The organism is Actinomadura fibrosa, assembly GCF_900659615.1.
In the GTDB taxonomy this organism is placed as follows: domain Bacteria; phylum Actinomycetota; class Actinomycetes; order Streptosporangiales; family Streptosporangiaceae; genus Spirillospora; species Spirillospora fibrosa.
This window is the reverse complement of sequence record NZ_CAACUY010000222.1, coordinates 1-14,344: the sequence shown is the minus strand read 5'-3', so window position 1 is coordinate 14,344 and position 14,344 is coordinate 1. Positions and strand designations below refer to the sequence as shown.

Genomic DNA, 14,344 nt, shown 5'->3' with positions numbered 1-14,344 from the left:
AGCGTGGCCGCGTAGTCGGCCTGCTCCGAGCGGGTGACCGGGCCTTCCCCGGCGCGGATCACGCGGACGGCGGGGCTCGGCGTGGAAGCCCGCGCAGGGCCTCGGCGCGGCGTTCACCCGGCCCGGCCCGCAGCAGCTCGCCGACGTGGCGGCCGGGAAGGACGGCTGGCTCGCGGTCGGCTACGACCAGGCCGCGCCGCGCCGCCCGCTCGTCGTGACCTCGGCGGACGGGGCCACCTGGCAGGCCGCCGACTCCGCGGCCGCGTTCCGGCCGACCCGCAGCGGGATCCCGGCGACGAACGCGGCCGCCGCAGGCCCGGCCGGGTACGTGGTCGTCGGCACCGAAGGCGCCTCGGCCGCCGCCTGGACGTCGCCGGACCTCAAGGAGTGGGAGCGCGGCACGAGCGCCGGGCAGCGGGAACTGGAGGGCAGGCCGGGCGCGGCCCGCTGGATGCTGGACGTCGTGGGCGGCTCCTTCGGCTACGTCGCCGTGGGCGGCAGCCGCGACGCCAAGGGCAACCACCCCTCCGTGTGGAGCTCGTCCGACGGCAGGAAGTGGACGCTCCAGCAACTGCCGCTGCCGACCGGCACCGGCGTGACCGAGGCCCACCTGACGCACGTCGCCGTGCGCGGGAACACGCTGGCCGCCGCGGGCATCGCGGCGACGCCGCAGGGCCTGGTCTGGCTCGCCTACGTGTCGGCCGACGGCGGGAAGACCTGGCGGCAGGCGTCCGGGCTCAGCGGTGCGGGCGGTGCGGGCGGTACCGCCAAGCTGACCGTGACGGCGTTGACGGCGACGCCGAAGGGGTTCGCCGCCACGTGCGCGTCCGGGACGGCCGGGGCGGCGGACGTCGTGTCGCTCACCTCGGCGGACGGCGCGTCCTGGACCGCCGCGACGCCCGGCGGCACGGGCCTCGGCGGCGACGGCGACCAGCGGGTCACCGGGCTCGCCGCGTTCAAGGGCACGCTGCTCGGCGTGGGGCGCAGCACGGACGCGAACGACGACCAGCCCGTCCTCTGGACCCGCCCGGTCCCGTAGAGCAGGTCTCGGAGTCGGCCGCCCTGCTGTGTGGCGCCCAGGTGCGCCCTAGTAGGAGGGGCGCGAGCGTCCGCTCGGAGGGGCCTCGCCCGGGGCGAGCGGCCCGGACGGGTGGACGGGGTGCGGCGGTGCCACCGGGGCGGGCGGCAGGGTGCCCGGCAGGGGTTGCGGCGGCGCCTCCTGCGGCACGTAGGGCACCGCCGGGCGGGCGTGGCGCGGGACGTAGGGCTCGTTCCCGGGGATCGGGACGCCGGGCGCCGCCGTGCTCGCCGTCCCCAGCGCGGTCGGCGCGGGCAGCGCGGGCGTCGCAGGCGTGGCCGCCGTGCGGCGCGACCGGTTCCGCCGCGCCCCGTACGGTGCCACGATCATCCGGTAGAAGGGCCGCCGGATCGCGGTAGGGACGAACCGGTAGCCGCCCCGGACGACGACGTTCCGCCAGTACTGCGGCGCCGAGATGAACCGCTCGCGGCGCATCTCGCGCTGGAGCCGCAGCTCCGAGCGCAGCAGGTCGCGGCCGCCGCGCCGCTCGTAGGCGCCGTCGCCGACCCGGTAGTACACCAGCGGCTCGGCGACGTTCGCGATCCGCGCGCCGCCCGCGATCATCCGGACGAACAGCCAGTAGTCCTCCATCAGCGGGAGGTCGCCGTAGCCGCCCGCGGCGATGACGGCGCTGCGCCGGTAGACGACCGTCGGATGGTTGAACGGGTCGTGCAGCCGCGAGTAGCGGGCGATGTCGGTGGGGTCCGCGGGCGGGGTGCGGCGGCCGACGATGTCGGTGATGTCGGTGCCGAACTCCAGCAGGCCCGCGCCGACGAGGTCCGCGCCGTCCCGGACGAGCGGGACCTGCTCGGCGAAGCGGTGCGGCATGGCGATGTCGTCGGCGTCCATCCGCGCGACGATGTCGTGGCGGGCGGCCTGGAGCCCGGCGTCGAGCGCGGGGCCGAGGCCGCGGTTGGCGTCCAGCCGGACGAAGGTCACCTCGACGGGGCTGTCCTCGACGAGGTCCCGCAGGCAGGCCTCAAGGCCGGGGGCGACCGGGCCGTCCTGGACGAGCACGACCTGGTCGGGGCGGAGCGTCTGCTCGTGCACCGCGCTCCGGAACGCCTCCCGGACGTACTCCTCCCGATCACCGCCGTAGACGGTCATCAGGAGGGTGAAGCGTTCGGGCAGCATGCGATCCGTTCCGGGGGACGCGCCCGGCGGGAGCCCGAAGCGGGGAGCGGCTCCGGTGGGCGGGGGTGGGGGGCGGAGTCGTCAGGGGGAGGCTGGTCGGCGATGTCGTCTTACATGTGACGCTTTGGTCGGACTGATGGTTGCGCGCCGCCAAGATACCCGTGCGGCACGGGAGCCATCGAGGAAACGTCCGGGACGCGGCTAGGCCCTGCCGCAGACGTCCTGGTCGGCGCGGATCTCCCCGGCCACTTTCGGCACGGCGGCCGGCAGCGTGCGCAGCGCCGCGCCCTCCTTGCCGATGACGAGGTAGACGTAGCCGGGGCGGGCCCCGGACCAGGGCCGCGGCGTGTGCCCGGGCACGGCGATCGCCGTCCGCGCGGCCTGCCGCTCGGCGCCCCTGCCGTAGAGGATCTGGGTGCGCGCGAACGGCCTGCCCTTGCGGGTGGCGACCCTGACGACCTGGAAGCCGCGGTCGGCGAGCTGGTCGGCGGTCCGCTGGCCGAGCCCGTCCGCCCCGGAGGCGTTGTAGACGGCGAGCCTGACCTGCGCGGGCGGGACGGGCTGGACCCCGGTGCCGTTCTGCTGCGCCGGGACGGGCGCGGGCGCGCCCTCCGGCGGCGCGTTGTCCTCGCGGATCGCGGCGAACAGCGGCTCCGCCTGCGCCTGGTTGAACTGGACGCGGTTCCTGTCCTGCGGGTACGGCTCCACCGGGACGGTCACGAAGCGGACCTTGCCCGCGCTCATCCCCTGGAGGCCGCCCGCGAGCTTCTGCATCACCGACAGCGTGAACCGGTCGTCCGCCTTGATCGACTTGGTGGCGGCGGAGAGGAAGGAGAAGGTGCGCCCGGGGTCGGTGAGCATGCCCCTGTCGGTGGCCTTCTTGACGACCGAGGCCATGAACGTCTGCTGCCGCTTGATGCGGTCGAGGTCGGAGCCGTCGCCGAGGACGTACCGGGTGCGGACGTAGCCGAGGGCCTGGTCGCCGTGGACGATCTGCCGCCCGGCCCGCAGGTGCAGCTCGGCCTTGGGGTCGTCGATGCGGCGCGGCACGCAGATCTCGACGCCGCCGAGCGCGTCCACGACCCGTTTGAACCCGGCGAAGTCCACCTCGACGTAGTGGTCGATGTGGATCTTGGTGAGCGCCTCGATGGTCTTCCAGGTGCAGGCCGGGCCGGCGGTGGAGAACGCCGCGTTGATCATTCCGAACTGGGCGGGGGTGCTGGTGCCGTTCGCCCGCTTGCAGGACGGGATGCTCACCATCGAGTCGCGCGGGAAGCTGACGCCGATCGCATGCTCGCCGCCGGGCGAGATGTGCAGCAGGATCGTGGTGTCGGAGCGCTGCCCGGCCTCCGTGCCGTAGCGGGCGTTCTCCCCGGCGCGGCTGTCGGAGCCCATCAGCAGGATGTTCATCGAGTTGTTCAGCTTCGCGGGCCGGTTCGCGCCCAGCTTGTCGTCCACGTTCTCGCGGTCGATCTGCCCGTCGAGCCGCCGCCAGAGGCCGTAGGCGGTGAGGCTGCCCGCGACCAGCAGCACCGACAGCCCGATCGACACCCACCCGAGCACCCGCCAGAGACGCCCCCTGGCCGGCGGTTCCGGCGGGGAGGGGGCGTCCGCGTAGTAGACCGGGGACGGCGCGACGGCTCGCTGCATCCGTAACATTTCAGCACAGAGAGGACAGGGGCCACCGGAGTCACGGCAAAGTCGTCGGGGCCGGGCCGTCCGGGCTCCGGACCGTCCTCCGCGGGTGACTAGACTCGGATGAAGATGAGCACCGTAGACGCGCTGACCGACCAGGCCATGGTCGTGCTGCAGGACCGCCCGGTCGTGCCGCTGAGCGCCTGGCTGGCCAGGATCGTCGGCGAGTGCGCCGGCAGCGGCCGCACCCTCCAGCTGGTCACCCCGCTCGACTCCCGGCTCTCCCTGCCGCTGCGCACCGCCGCCGCGGGCGCCGAGGTCCAGTGGGTCGTCCGCAACAGCGACGGCTACTACGAGGGGCTCACCGGACGGCCGCTGAGGTGGAGCGGCGCGACGTTCGTCCCCGTCCCCGAGGCGCGCGACTACGCCCCCGGGTTCACGACCCGGCCCACCGCGCCGATCGGCTCGCAGCTCACCCTCGTCTACCGCACGCGGCACGCCGCCGACGGCTACCTCGCCGGCCCGGTCGAGCGCCTCCTCCAGCTCCTCACCGGCAAGCTCCCCGCCGGGCTCGGCCCCGCCGAGCCGCTGGAGCACCCCTGGCGCCCCGACCGGCTCGCCGAGTACGCGCGCGGCCGCTCCACGGCCCGGCTCATCGTCGTCGGCGACGGCCCCCGCCCCGCGCAGGCCATCTGCGACTTCAGCACCACCGAGGCCGGCGGCACCGCCGAGGTCACCACCGTCACCATCGGCTACGCCCCCGCGGACCCGCCGCCCCTCCAGCACCTGCCGTCCCTCGTGGGCGCGCTCGCCGCCGAGCAGCCGGTCGCGTCCCTGTTCGTGCAGCTCACCCCCGGCCGCGCCGACCTCACCACCGAGCCCCGCTGGACCGGCGCGCCCGCCCCCGTCGCGCTCGCCGTCGCGGGCACCGTCGCCGGGCCGAGCGGCATCCCCGGCCAGCCCGTCGGCCCGCCGCGCAGCCCCCTCACCCTGTTCCCCCTCGGCGACGGCCGCTCCCCGGACGGCTGGCAGCGGCACAGCCTGCTGATGCAGCACCTCTCGTCCGCCTGAGGCCGCTCCGCGTCCGCTCCCCGACCGTGACATTCGTACTGCCCGATCCCGGACGGACGGCTCTGCCGGGCGCCGCCCCCTCTCCGCGAAGCTGGTGACGCAGCCGAACGAGAGACAAGGGATCGGAATGACGACGGAAGCGCACGGCACCGCCCCGCAGGGGAACCACCTGGTCAAGGCACTGCGCCCGCTGCTGGTGGACGTGGCCGTCCCGTTGGGGATCTACTACCTCGCCCACGAGGGCCTCGGCCTGGACCTCATGACCTCGCTGGTCCTCGGCAGCGTGATCCCCGCCGTGCGGACGGTCGCCGCCGCCGCGCTGAGACGCTCGGTCAACGGGCTCGCCGGGCTGATGCTCGCGGTGAACCTCGCCGGGATCGCGCTGAGCTTCGTCACCGGCGACCCCCGCCTCATGATCGCCAAGGACTCGGGGGTCAGCAGCGTCATCGGGCTGACCGTCCTGCTGTCGGCGCTCGGCCCCCGTCCGCTGATGACCGCCGGCCTCGAACCGTTCATCACCCGGGGCGACGCCGCCCGCACCGCCGCGTGGGCCCGGCTGCGCGCCGGCTCGGCCCGCTTCCGAACCCTGGAGCGGCGGTTCAGCGTGCTGTGGGGCGGCACCCTCCTGGCCGAATGCGCCGTCCGGACGGTCGGCGCCTACACCGTCCCCGTCGAGACCATGGCCTGGCTCGGCGCCGTCATCCTCGTCGCCGCCCTCGCCGCCGCGGCCCTGGCCGGCAACGGTGTCGCGGCCGAGCCGATGAAGAGGCTCGTGGACGAGGAGGTCCGCGCCGGAGAGACGCGCACCGAGGAGCCCTGCGCCCCGGCGACCGCCGCCGCTCCGCCCGTCCTGGCCGCCTGAATCGGTGGACGCGGCGTTCTGCATCGCCGTCGCCGGGTTCGGCCTCTCCGACGAGCCGGACCCGGTCCGCGCGCTCGACCTCCTGTCCCATGGCATCGTCACGGAACTCCCGGACGGGACATGGCTGGCGATAGCGGCCTTCGACGCCCTCGCCACGGCAGACGACCCCTTGGACGGATGATCTCTGCATAAGGGATGGGGTACGGTCCTGCCCATGGATCAGGCCGGCCAGCTCGACGCGCTCGAGCGGGCCGTCGAGGGGACGCTCTCCGAAGGGATGCTGGAGTTCGACGGCGACGAGGCCGTCCTCCGCGTCGACGGGTCCCTGGTCCTCGCGGCCGGCTGGTTCGTGGCCTTCGGCGCCGCCGGCGTCGGCCTGCTGCTGTCCGGCGCGGTCCTGTCGCTCACCGGCCTCCAGGACGAGGCGCGGTGGCTGCTCGCACCGGGCGCCGCGCTGCTCGTCCTGGTCATCGGCTACGTCCTGCTGCTGCGCTTCACCCCGCTCCCCGCGCTGTGGCCCGACATCGAACTGCGGTTCGGGGAGCGGACGCTCGTCCACCGCCGCACCCGGATCCCGTTCGGCGACCTGCGCCCCGAGCACCTCGTGTGGAAGAACGGCCGGTTCTTCCGCCGCCTGTGCGTCCGGCACCCCGCGCTGCGCACGCAGCTCGCCGGGTTCTTCCGGAGCGAGGCGCGGCAGGCCGCCGAGTTCCAGCGGCTGCTGTGGGAGCTGATCTCCGCGCCCGACCTGCCCCGCGTCCTCGCCCACGGCGGCGCCCTGACCCCGGTACAGCGGTGGATCATCGGCGCGGGCGCCCCCTACGGCGCGATCAACGGGTTCCGGCTCGACCGGCTCGGCACCGGCGCCGGCGAGCACGCCGCCGACGACCGCCGCACCGCCCACGAGCTGCTCCGCGAACCCTGGGGCGTCTACGACCTCGAACAGCTCCTCGGCGCCGTCAACTGGCTCGTCCAGGACGGGCACCGCGCCGACTTCGCGCGGGACGCCGACCTCGCCGCCCGCCCGCCCGCCGCGCTGGCCGAGTACACCGCGCTGCTCCGCGAGGTCGACGGGCTCATCGCCGCCGACCGGCTGGAGCCGCCGTTCGTCGAGCGGCTGATCGAGCTGGTCCGGGTCCGCTACGGCGACGCGGGCCCGGTGTACGCCCGGCTCGTCCCGCCGCTGCTGCGCGACGAGGCCGGCGCGGACGCCAGCGAGGAGGGCGCCGAGCTCGGCCAGTTCCTGCACCGGCTGTTCAACGACCGCGACCACGCCGCCGAGGAGGCGCACCGGCTGGAGGCGCTGGCCGACCCGGCGCTGCGCGCCAACGTCGGCCGGTTCCTGATCTGGGACTACAGCCGCGCGCTGATGCTCTACCGGTGGGGCCACATGGCCGGCTGGCTCACCGAGGAGTACTGCTGGGAGCGCATGCTGCCGCTGGCGCTGGACGTCCAGCGCCGGTACACGTCCTGGCGGGACATGGCGACCTGCTACCTCCAGGGCCGGCTGCTGTGGTCCGGCGGCGGCGACGCGCAGGCCGAGTACGAGCGCCTCGTCGACCGGCTGGCCGCCGACCCGCGCAGCCCCTGGAACCTCGTCCCGTGGGACCTCGACCTCACCCGCGACTGGCCGTGACCGCGGCCCTTTCTCCTTGATCGATCAGCGGCGCCCCCGGAAGAGCCTCGCGAGACACTCCCAGAATGGCCGTGTATAGCGCAAAGAATGGCCGGGGAAGGGCCACGGGAATGGCTCAACCGCCGATGACCCCGCCGTGATAGGCGGCGCCGTCGGCAGTTCCCTGGGCACCGGGAGCGGCACCCGGCGCACCACCCTGAGGAGCGCCCGTCATGCCCGGACCACCCGTCATACCGGGCCCGCCCGTCATGCCCGGACCGCCCGTCGTCCCGGGATTGCCCGCCGCCTCCGGCGCCCTCCAGCTCCGGGCGGGCGCCTCGCTCGCACCGTCGGGATAGACGACCCCGCCGAGCCAGTGCACGAGCGAGTCGGCGAACTTCCGCGCGACCCGCAGCGCGTCGGGCACGTCCGCGACGGCCCGGACGTCCACCCACCAGACGGGCGCGACGACCCGCGCCGCGAACTCGGGGCCCAGCAGCCGCCCGATCTCGCCCTGCACCGACACCTGCACGGCGTCCTCGATCGAGACGAGCAGCCGTCCCTCGGCGTCGTACAGCCGGGTCGGCTCGGGCTCGCCGCCGCGCAGCTCCAGCGGCTCCCCCATGGCGATCATGCCGTCGGCGACGGCGTGCACGTCCGGGCGGCGGCGCACCAGCGCGACCAGGTCGCTGCTCATCGGCCCGCCCCGGCGGAGAGCGAGCGCGAGAAGACCTCGTGCACCACGCGGAGGACCGCGGACCGGGCGGCGGCGGAGATCCTGTTCATGTCCAGCGAGCTGCCGGTGGCCAGGTGCCGGTCGTACGGGACGGACACGACGGGCAGCCCCCACGCGGTCAGCATCTGCTGGGCCCGCCCCAGGTCGGCGCCCACCTGCGGGGCGTGCGACACCATCGCGATGACCGTCCGGGGCAGCAGCGCCTGCTGGTTGTTCGCGGCGAACCACTCCAGCGCCCCGCGCGCGCTCAGCGCACCGTCGACCGTGCCGGGCGTCACGAGCACCAGCCCGTGCGAGGACGCGATCACCCCGCGGTTCAGCTCGGTCAGGATGCCCGCGCCGCAGTCGACGACCGTGGCGGCCACGTACCGGCTGACCATGCCGAGGGCGCTCTCGAACGTCTCCAGGGTGAACTCCCCGGCGATGCGCCCGCCCCGCGTGGACGACAGCACGAACAGGCCCTCCGGGGTGCGCGACAGGAACCGCGCCGCGTCCTCGAACGAGTGCGGGTTGTGCGCGACCAGGTCGAACAGCGAGAGCTGCGAGCGGACGCCGAGGCGCAGCGGCAGCGAGCCCAGCTCGGCGTCGGCGTCCGCCGCCAGCACCCGGTCGGCGCGGTGCCGGGCCAGCTCCGTCGCCACGAGCGCGGCCATCGTCGTCTTCCCCGCGCCGCCGCGGACGCTGGCGATGGCGATCTGCCTGCTGCTCGGCACCGACGACCGCATCAGATCGGCGAACGCGGCGAGCTCCCTGGCCTGCCGGGCCCCGCCGCCCACCGCCCGGCCCACACCCCGGGCCATCCGGCGTCCGAGCGCGTCGCCGTGCTGGTTCTTGCGGACGAGGTCCTCGGCCGGGATCGCCCCGCCGGGCCCCTGCTCGGGCGCGACCGGCTGCACGGGCGACGGCGGCACCGGAGCCGCCGCGTATCCGCCGGACCGCTCCGAACCGCCGCCCTGCGTCCCCTGCGCGGAGGGCTGCCCACCCGATCCGGCGGCCGGCGGCACCGCGCCGAGCACGGGGTTGACCGCCACCTCCCAGTCGAAGTCGGACGTGACCAGCGGATTGACCGTCTGCGGCTCGGCCGGCACGTCGGGCGGCTGCGGAAAGCCGGACGCGTCCGGAGACTGCGGGACGGCCGCCTGCTGAGCGGCCTGCTGCGCGGCGGCCTGCTGAGCCACGACCTGCTGCGCCGCCGCCTCCTGCGCCGCCGCCTCCTGCACGAGGGCCTCCTGCGCCGCCGCCCGCTCGGCCGCCGCCCGCTGCGCCGCGGACTGCTCGGTAGGCGCCTCCGCAGCCCACACCGACGCCGCGGCATCGGCAGCCGCAACCTGCGCAGCCTGGGCGGACGGCGGAAACACCGGCGCCCCCGACACGTCAGCGGGCCCCGGAACGGCCGGGTCGCCGGAAGCGGGCACGCCGCCCGACGCAGAGGGATCCGCCGATGCAGAAGGGTCAACGAAGCCAGAGGAAGGCGCAGAGGTGGAGGGGTCAGCGAAGCCAGAGGGCGACGCGGAAGCGGATGGATTCGCGGAAGCGGACGGGTCAGCGAAACCGGAGGAGGGCGCGGAAGTAGACGGGTTCGCGGAAGCCGACGGATCGGCGAAACCGGAGGAAGGCGAGGAGGCGGACGGGTTCGCGTAGGCGGAGGGATCCGCGGGCGCAGCCGAGCTCACGGGCGCGGGCGAGTGCGCGGGCTGGGACGCGCTTAGAGGCGCGGGTGGGCTCAGGGGCTGAGACGGGTTCGCGGACGCGGACGCGTTTGCGGGCGCGGGGGCGTTTGCGGGCGCGGGGGCGTTGACCTGCGAGGGAGCGTTCGCCGGCGACGCGGGCGCGGGGGCGTTCACGGGGGGCGCGGGGGCGTTGACCGGCGCGGGGGCGTTCGCGGGCGCGTTGGCGGGCGAAGGGGCGTTCGCGGACGGCGCGGGGGTGTTTACGGATGGCGCTGGAGACGGGCGGGGCGACGTGTCCGGGGTGGGGTGCGCGGGGGCCGGGGCGGGCGGGCGGTCGGACGTGGGCCGGGGCGGCGCCTCGGCGCCCCAGCCTCCCTGGTCGGCGCCGGAAGGCGTCGCGTCGAGCACCTGGAATCCCCGCCGGGAAACGCCTATGTCGCGCAGCACGGCCTGCTGCCAGCTCGAGTCGGACACCTGCCTCCCCTCTCCCCGGCAAGCCTACGAGACACGCGTCGCATCACGCACCGCGGACGGCGGGAGAGCCGCCTCCCCCCACCCTAGGACGCGGCTCGGACGGTCCGCCGCTCACCGGGCTCACCGGCACAGACGGCGACGAACAGGCAATATCCCCTGAAATCACCACGACCTCCCCGCTACTCTTGCCGGACCTCATCGGCACCCCGCATGGAAACCGCCCGGAGCGATCATGAACCCCCCTGAATGGCCCGGTCAGCCACCTGGCCAGCCGGGATTCCCGCCGCCGGCCGCGCCTGCCGCCCCGCCTCCGGCACCGCCGGCGGCACCGGTGGGCGGGCCGCGCCCGCCCCTGCCCGGCCCCCCGTTACCGGGTGCGCCACTGCCCGGCGGCCCCGTCTTCCCGCCCCCGCCCAGGCGCGGCGGCGGAGGCCCGCTCGTCCCGCTGCTGATCATCGGCGTGGTCGGTGTGCTCGCCGTCGTGGGCGTCCTCGCCTTCGTCGTGCTGCGCGACGACGGCGACGACCGCGGCTCGGTGGCCTTCCCGACCTACACGACCCGCTCGCCGTACACGCCGCCGTCCGTCGAGCCGACGCCGACGACGTCCACCGGCGGGACGACCTCGGACCCGACGAGCCTGCTGTCGGCGACGATCGAGACGGCGAAGGGCAACACGTTCACCCGCGCCGGCACCCGCACGGAGTCCTGCATCACCCGCGCCAACACGAAGCTGCTGTCGGCGCTGCGCACGCACCCGTGCATCGGGAGCATGTACTCGGCGGTGTACGCGAGCCCGTCGAAGCAGATCATGACGGTCATCTCGATCGCGAAGTTCGCGAGCCCGTCCGCGGCGAGCAGCATCAGCAACGTGACGACGCAGAGCGGCTGGCCGAAGCTGCTCACCCCGTCCGACGCCAGCGGGCTCCCGCAGCCCCGCTCCGACCCCGCCTACTGGACGCGCACCTGGACGCACGGCTCGAACGTCGTCTACGCGCAGTCGTACTGGTCGAACGGCGGCCCGACCGGCGGCCGCACCGGCTCGGTGTTCGCCACCGCCGGCGAGCTCGGCGTCGAGATCACCAACACGATGCTCTTCACGAGCTGACGGCGACCGGCGCGCCCACAGCGGCGACCCACGGTGGCGGCCACGGCGGCGATGAACGGCGGGGACGATGGGCGGACGGACACTCCCCCGTCCCCGCCGGACACTCGGCTCATGGCCTCGGAGCCCGGCGCGGCCGGCAGTCGGCCCTTCGACTCACGGTCCGCCGCGAGGGAGGGCGCTCAGCGCTCGGGCTCGGAGCCCTCGGCGCGGGTGCTCAGGACTTCTGGTCGCGCTCGGCGCGCTGCTGCCGCCGGGCGAGCGAGGACTCGTACGCGGCGAGGGCGCGCTCGCCGCCGGGCCGCTGCTCGAACCGGATCCCGCCGTCGCCCTCGAAAGGCTGCCTGTGGTCGAACCCGCCCACGTAGATCTCGGACGGGACGCGCTCGGGGAACGCGTCGCAGTACGGGATCCAGGTGTCCATGGACGTCTTCGCGTCGGGATTGGCCCGCTGCTGAAGACGCACGCAGGCGTCACAGATACTCGGTCTCCTGCGCATCGTTCGCCGCACCCTCCTGCCGTTCCGTCGCGGCCGCGCGGCCTGGGCCGTTCACGGCCTTCCGAAGTGTTCCACACCGTAGGTGACGGAACCCACCCGCCGTGGATATAGCGGAATGGGTTGCCAAAGGACACCTAAAAGCCATATAAATGATCAATCCCTGTGTCTGTGATCGTGCGCGGTCGCGGGCTCGATCAGCTCCCGACGAACAGAGGGGTTCCCGTGCGCGCTGAGTGGCAGGCGCATATCGATGATCTCCTGAGGACGTACCAGGAGAAGCGCCAGCAGATCCAGGAGATGCAGGCCCGCCTTGAGACCATCGAGGCCGAGGCGGAGGCCGCCGACGGCCTCGTGAAGGTGAAGGTCGACCGGCAGGGCCGGCTGACGAGCCTCGAACTCGACCCCCGCGTGTACCGCAAGCTCGGCTCCGAGGAGCTCGCCGAGGCGATCATGGAGGCGTCCAAGGACGCGTCCGGCCAGGTCGCCGAGCAGATGCGCACCGCGATGCAGGGCCTCGCGCCCGAGGGCGCCGCCGAGGCCGGCTTCGACCTCGGCAAGCTGCTGCCCGAGCGGCCCGACGACATCGAGGCCGTCCGCGAGCGGCTCGGGATCCTGCCCCGATGACCGCCGACAACTACCTGGAAGTCGACACCGAGGCCCTCAAGCGCGCGGGCAAGGGCTTCCACGACGGCGCCACCGCTCTCAACGGCATCTTCCAGCGGCTGGACAGCGCCCTCGCCGCCGAGGGCAAGTGCTGGGGCCAGGACGAGACCGGCAAGAAGTTCGAGGAGGGCTACGGCGAGCCGAGCGCGAACGTCCTGAAGATGTTCCCGCAGTTCGTCAAGGGCCTGGACGGCATCAAGAAGGGCGTCGACCAGATGGCCGATACCTACAAGGCGGCCGAGGACGCCTCCCGGCTGAAGTGAGCTGATCCGTGGGTCTCGAAATCCCAGATGAGGTCAAGTGGCTGTCCTGGATCGTCGGTTCCGACTGGCCCGAGGGCGACGAGACGGCCATGCGCCGCTGCGCGGACGCCTGGCGCGACGCGGGCACCGACGTCAATGAGCTGATCGGCCAGCTCCGCGGCACCGCCTCGAACGTGATGAGCACGCTCGACAGCGGCGCCGCCGAGAAGTTCAAGCAGAACTTCGACCAGTGGACCGACACCGACCCGCAGATGCTGGTCAAGCTCGCCGAGGCCTGCGGGCAGCTCGCCGAGACCCTCGACGCCGGCGCGCTCGACATCGAGTACGCCAAGTACATGTTCATCGCCCTGCTGATCGTGACGGCGATCGAGATCGCCTTCCTGATCGCGGCGGCGTTCGAGACGTTCGGCGCGTCCACGGCCGCCATCCCGGGCGTGGAGGCCGCCGCCCAGGTCACGGCCAGGACCATCTTCAAAGAGCTCATGGAGCGCCTCGGTCAGCGCTTCCTCGGCGCCGTCCTCAAGGGCGCCGCGTTCGGCGCGCTCCAGGGCGGCGGCCTCGACCTCCTCGTCCAGGGCGTCCAGATCGCGCAGGGCAACCGCGACGGCGTCGACTGGAAGAAGACCGGCTCGGCCACCCTGGACGGCGCCATCGGCGGCGCCATCTCCGGCGGCGTCGGCCACGGCATCGGCAAGATCCCCGGCGTCGGCGGCCCGGCCGACACCGCGCTCGGCAGCATGTTCAAGGGCATGGCCCGCGAGGGCGTGTCCGAGGCGATCAGCGGCGCGGCCGGCACGGTCGCCACGGCCGCGGTCCACGGCGACCCCCTGACCTGGGACGCCATCGCCAAGGGCGCCACGTCCGGCGCGTTCGGCGGCGCGGTCGGCGGCGGCAAGGGCGGGCTCCAGGAGTTCAACGTCCCGACCCCGTCCGTTGACCCGGGCGGCTCCCCGCCCCCGGGCCCGACGGTGGGCGGCCCGGGCCCGACGGTGGGTGGCGAACCCGGTTCCGGCCCGAGCACGGGTGGAGGCGACGGCGGAGGCGGGGGCGACGGCGGTTCGTCGGGTGGCGGCGGTTCGCACTCTTCGGGCGGCTCGTCCTCTGGCGGAGGCTCGCATTCCACCGGGGGCGGGAGCTCCTCCGGCGGCGGCTCGGACGGTGGCGGCTCCCATTCCTCTGGCGGGTCGTCCTCCGGCGGCGGTTCGCACTCCTCTGGGGGCGGAAGCTCCTCCGGCGGCGGCTCGGACGGCGGCGGCTCGCACTCGTCCGGCGGAGGCAACCGCATCGCGAACCTGCTCGGAGACGGCGGCGGAGGCTCGCACTCGTCCGGCGGAGGCGCGTCCCTGGCGTCCGCGGGTGGTGACTCCTCGTCCGGTGGCGGCTTCGGCGGCAGCCCGTCCAGCTTCGGCGGCGGCTCCCCCTCCATGGGCTCCGGCGGCGACGGCGGCTCGCCCGGCGGCTCCTCACCGAGCGGCGGCTCGTCCGGCGCGGCTCCGATGGGCGGCACGGCCCCCATGGGCGGCGCGGCCCCGACCGGCGCGG

Annotated in this window: 14 protein-coding genes; 9 read left to right on the top strand and 5 right to left on the bottom strand. The window is 74.5% G+C overall.

What is annotated here, in order from left to right; all coding sequences use genetic code 11:
* Positions 1–145 precede the first annotated feature (145 nt).
* The gene (locus E1300_RS39535) at positions 146–1,039 is read left to right on the top strand and encodes a hypothetical protein (protein WP_131762313.1); all 894 of its coding nucleotides are present in this window, start codon (positions 146–148) and stop codon (positions 1,037–1,039) included.
* 48 nt (positions 1,040–1,087) lie between these two features.
* Here E1300_RS39535 and E1300_RS39530 read toward each other — a convergent pair whose 3' ends face one another.
* Both E1300_RS39530 and E1300_RS39525 read right to left on the bottom strand, forming a co-directional pair.
* Positions 1,088–2,212, bottom strand: a complete 1,125-nt coding sequence (locus tag E1300_RS39530; protein ID WP_131762311.1) for a glycosyltransferase — start codon at positions 2,210–2,212, stop codon at positions 1,088–1,090.
* Between the two features lie 201 nt (positions 2,213–2,413).
* Entirely contained in the window at positions 2,414–3,862 is a 1,449-nt protein-coding gene (locus E1300_RS39525; RefSeq protein ID WP_131762309.1) for an LCP family protein, read from the bottom strand.
* A gap of 114 nt (positions 3,863–3,976) precedes the next feature.
* Here E1300_RS39525 and E1300_RS39520 point away from each other — a divergent pair, with 114 nt between their 5' ends.
* The 4 genes from E1300_RS39520 (at position 3,977) to E1300_RS39510 (ending at position 7,416) form a co-directional block, all read left to right on the top strand.
* On the top strand, positions 3,977–4,918 hold the full coding sequence (locus tag E1300_RS39520; RefSeq protein ID WP_242619682.1) for a DUF6177 family protein: 942 nt from the start codon (positions 3,977–3,979) through the stop codon (positions 4,916–4,918).
* A gap of 127 nt (positions 4,919–5,045) precedes the next feature.
* Positions 5,046–5,780 carry a VC0807 family protein gene (locus E1300_RS39515; RefSeq protein WP_131762307.1) on the top strand — a complete coding sequence of 245 codons (735 nt, stop codon included), beginning with the start codon at positions 5,046–5,048 and terminating at the stop codon, positions 5,778–5,780.
* Between the two features lie 4 nt (positions 5,781–5,784).
* A complete protein-coding gene (locus E1300_RS50680; protein ID WP_165503198.1) occupies positions 5,785–5,961 on the top strand; it encodes a hypothetical protein in 177 nt (58 codons plus the stop codon).
* A 33-nt stretch (positions 5,962–5,994) separates the two neighbouring features.
* Positions 5,995–7,416, top strand: a complete 1,422-nt coding sequence (locus E1300_RS39510) for a DUF1266 domain-containing protein (protein WP_131762305.1) — start codon at positions 5,995–5,997, stop codon at positions 7,414–7,416.
* A gap of 115 nt (positions 7,417–7,531) precedes the next feature.
* On the opposite strand, the gene E1300_RS39505 is transcribed toward E1300_RS39510, so the two are convergent.
* Both E1300_RS39505 and E1300_RS39500 read right to left on the bottom strand, forming a co-directional pair.
* The gene (locus tag E1300_RS39505; RefSeq protein ID WP_242619681.1) at positions 7,532–8,092 is read right to left on the bottom strand and encodes a hypothetical protein; all 561 of its coding nucleotides are present in this window, start codon (positions 8,090–8,092) and stop codon (positions 7,532–7,534) included.
* Positions 8,089–9,432: a MinD/ParA family ATP-binding protein gene (locus E1300_RS39500; protein ID WP_131762303.1), complete on the bottom strand. Its 1,344-nt coding sequence runs from the start codon at positions 9,430–9,432 to the stop codon at positions 8,089–8,091. The genes E1300_RS39505 and E1300_RS39500 overlap by 4 nt, the downstream gene beginning before the upstream one ends.
* 1,174 nt (positions 9,433–10,606) lie before the next feature.
* Here E1300_RS39500 and E1300_RS39495 point away from each other — a divergent pair.
* On the top strand, positions 10,607–11,380 hold the full coding sequence (locus E1300_RS39495; protein WP_131762301.1) for a hypothetical protein: 774 nt from the start codon (positions 10,607–10,609) through the stop codon (positions 11,378–11,380).
* A gap of 214 nt (positions 11,381–11,594) precedes the next feature.
* Here the strand turns inward: E1300_RS39495 and E1300_RS39490 are convergent, their stop codons facing one another.
* The gene (locus E1300_RS39490; RefSeq protein ID WP_131762299.1) at positions 11,595–11,843 is read right to left on the bottom strand and encodes a hypothetical protein; all 249 of its coding nucleotides are present in this window, start codon (positions 11,841–11,843) and stop codon (positions 11,595–11,597) included.
* A 255-nt stretch (positions 11,844–12,098) separates the two neighbouring features.
* Here E1300_RS39490 and E1300_RS39485 point away from each other — a divergent pair, with 255 nt between their 5' ends.
* The 3 genes from E1300_RS39485 to E1300_RS39475 form a co-directional block, all read left to right on the top strand.
* The gene (locus E1300_RS39485; protein ID WP_165503197.1) at positions 12,099–12,500 is read left to right on the top strand and encodes a YbaB/EbfC family nucleoid-associated protein; all 402 of its coding nucleotides are present in this window, start codon (positions 12,099–12,101) and stop codon (positions 12,498–12,500) included.
* Positions 12,497–12,802 carry a WXG100 family type VII secretion target gene (locus E1300_RS39480; protein ID WP_131762295.1) on the top strand — a complete coding sequence of 102 codons (306 nt, stop codon included), beginning with the start codon at positions 12,497–12,499 and terminating at the stop codon, positions 12,800–12,802. The genes E1300_RS39485 and E1300_RS39480 overlap by 4 nt, the downstream gene beginning before the upstream one ends.
* 8 nt (positions 12,803–12,810) lie before the next feature.
* Positions 12,811–14,344, top strand: a 1,534-nt coding sequence (locus tag E1300_RS39475) for a WXG100 family type VII secretion target (protein WP_370785678.1), incomplete at its 3' end; no start/stop codon positions are given.

Bases quoted from the DNA above. Each gene is read 5' to 3' on its own strand.
- E1300_RS39530 (WP_131762311.1), bottom strand. From the start codon at position 2,212: ATGCTGCCCGAACGCTTCACCCTCCTGATGACCGTCTACGGCGGTGAT.
- E1300_RS39505 (WP_242619681.1), bottom strand. From the start codon at position 8,092: ATGAGCAGCGACCTGGTCGCGCTGGTGCGCCGCCGCCCGGACGTGCAC.
- E1300_RS39480 (WP_131762295.1), top strand. From the start codon at position 12,497: ATGACCGCCGACAACTACCTGGAAGTCGACACCGAGGCCCTCAAGCGC.
- E1300_RS39515 (WP_131762307.1), top strand. From the start codon at position 5,046: ATGACGACGGAAGCGCACGGCACCGCCCCGCAGGGGAACCACCTGGTC.
- E1300_RS39510 (WP_131762305.1), top strand. From the start codon at position 5,995: ATGGATCAGGCCGGCCAGCTCGACGCGCTCGAGCGGGCCGTCGAGGGG.
- E1300_RS39525 (WP_131762309.1), bottom strand. From the start codon at position 3,862: ATGCAGCGAGCCGTCGCGCCGTCCCCGGTCTACTACGCGGACGCCCCC.
- E1300_RS39520 (WP_242619682.1), top strand. From the start codon at position 3,977: ATGAGCACCGTAGACGCGCTGACCGACCAGGCCATGGTCGTGCTGCAG.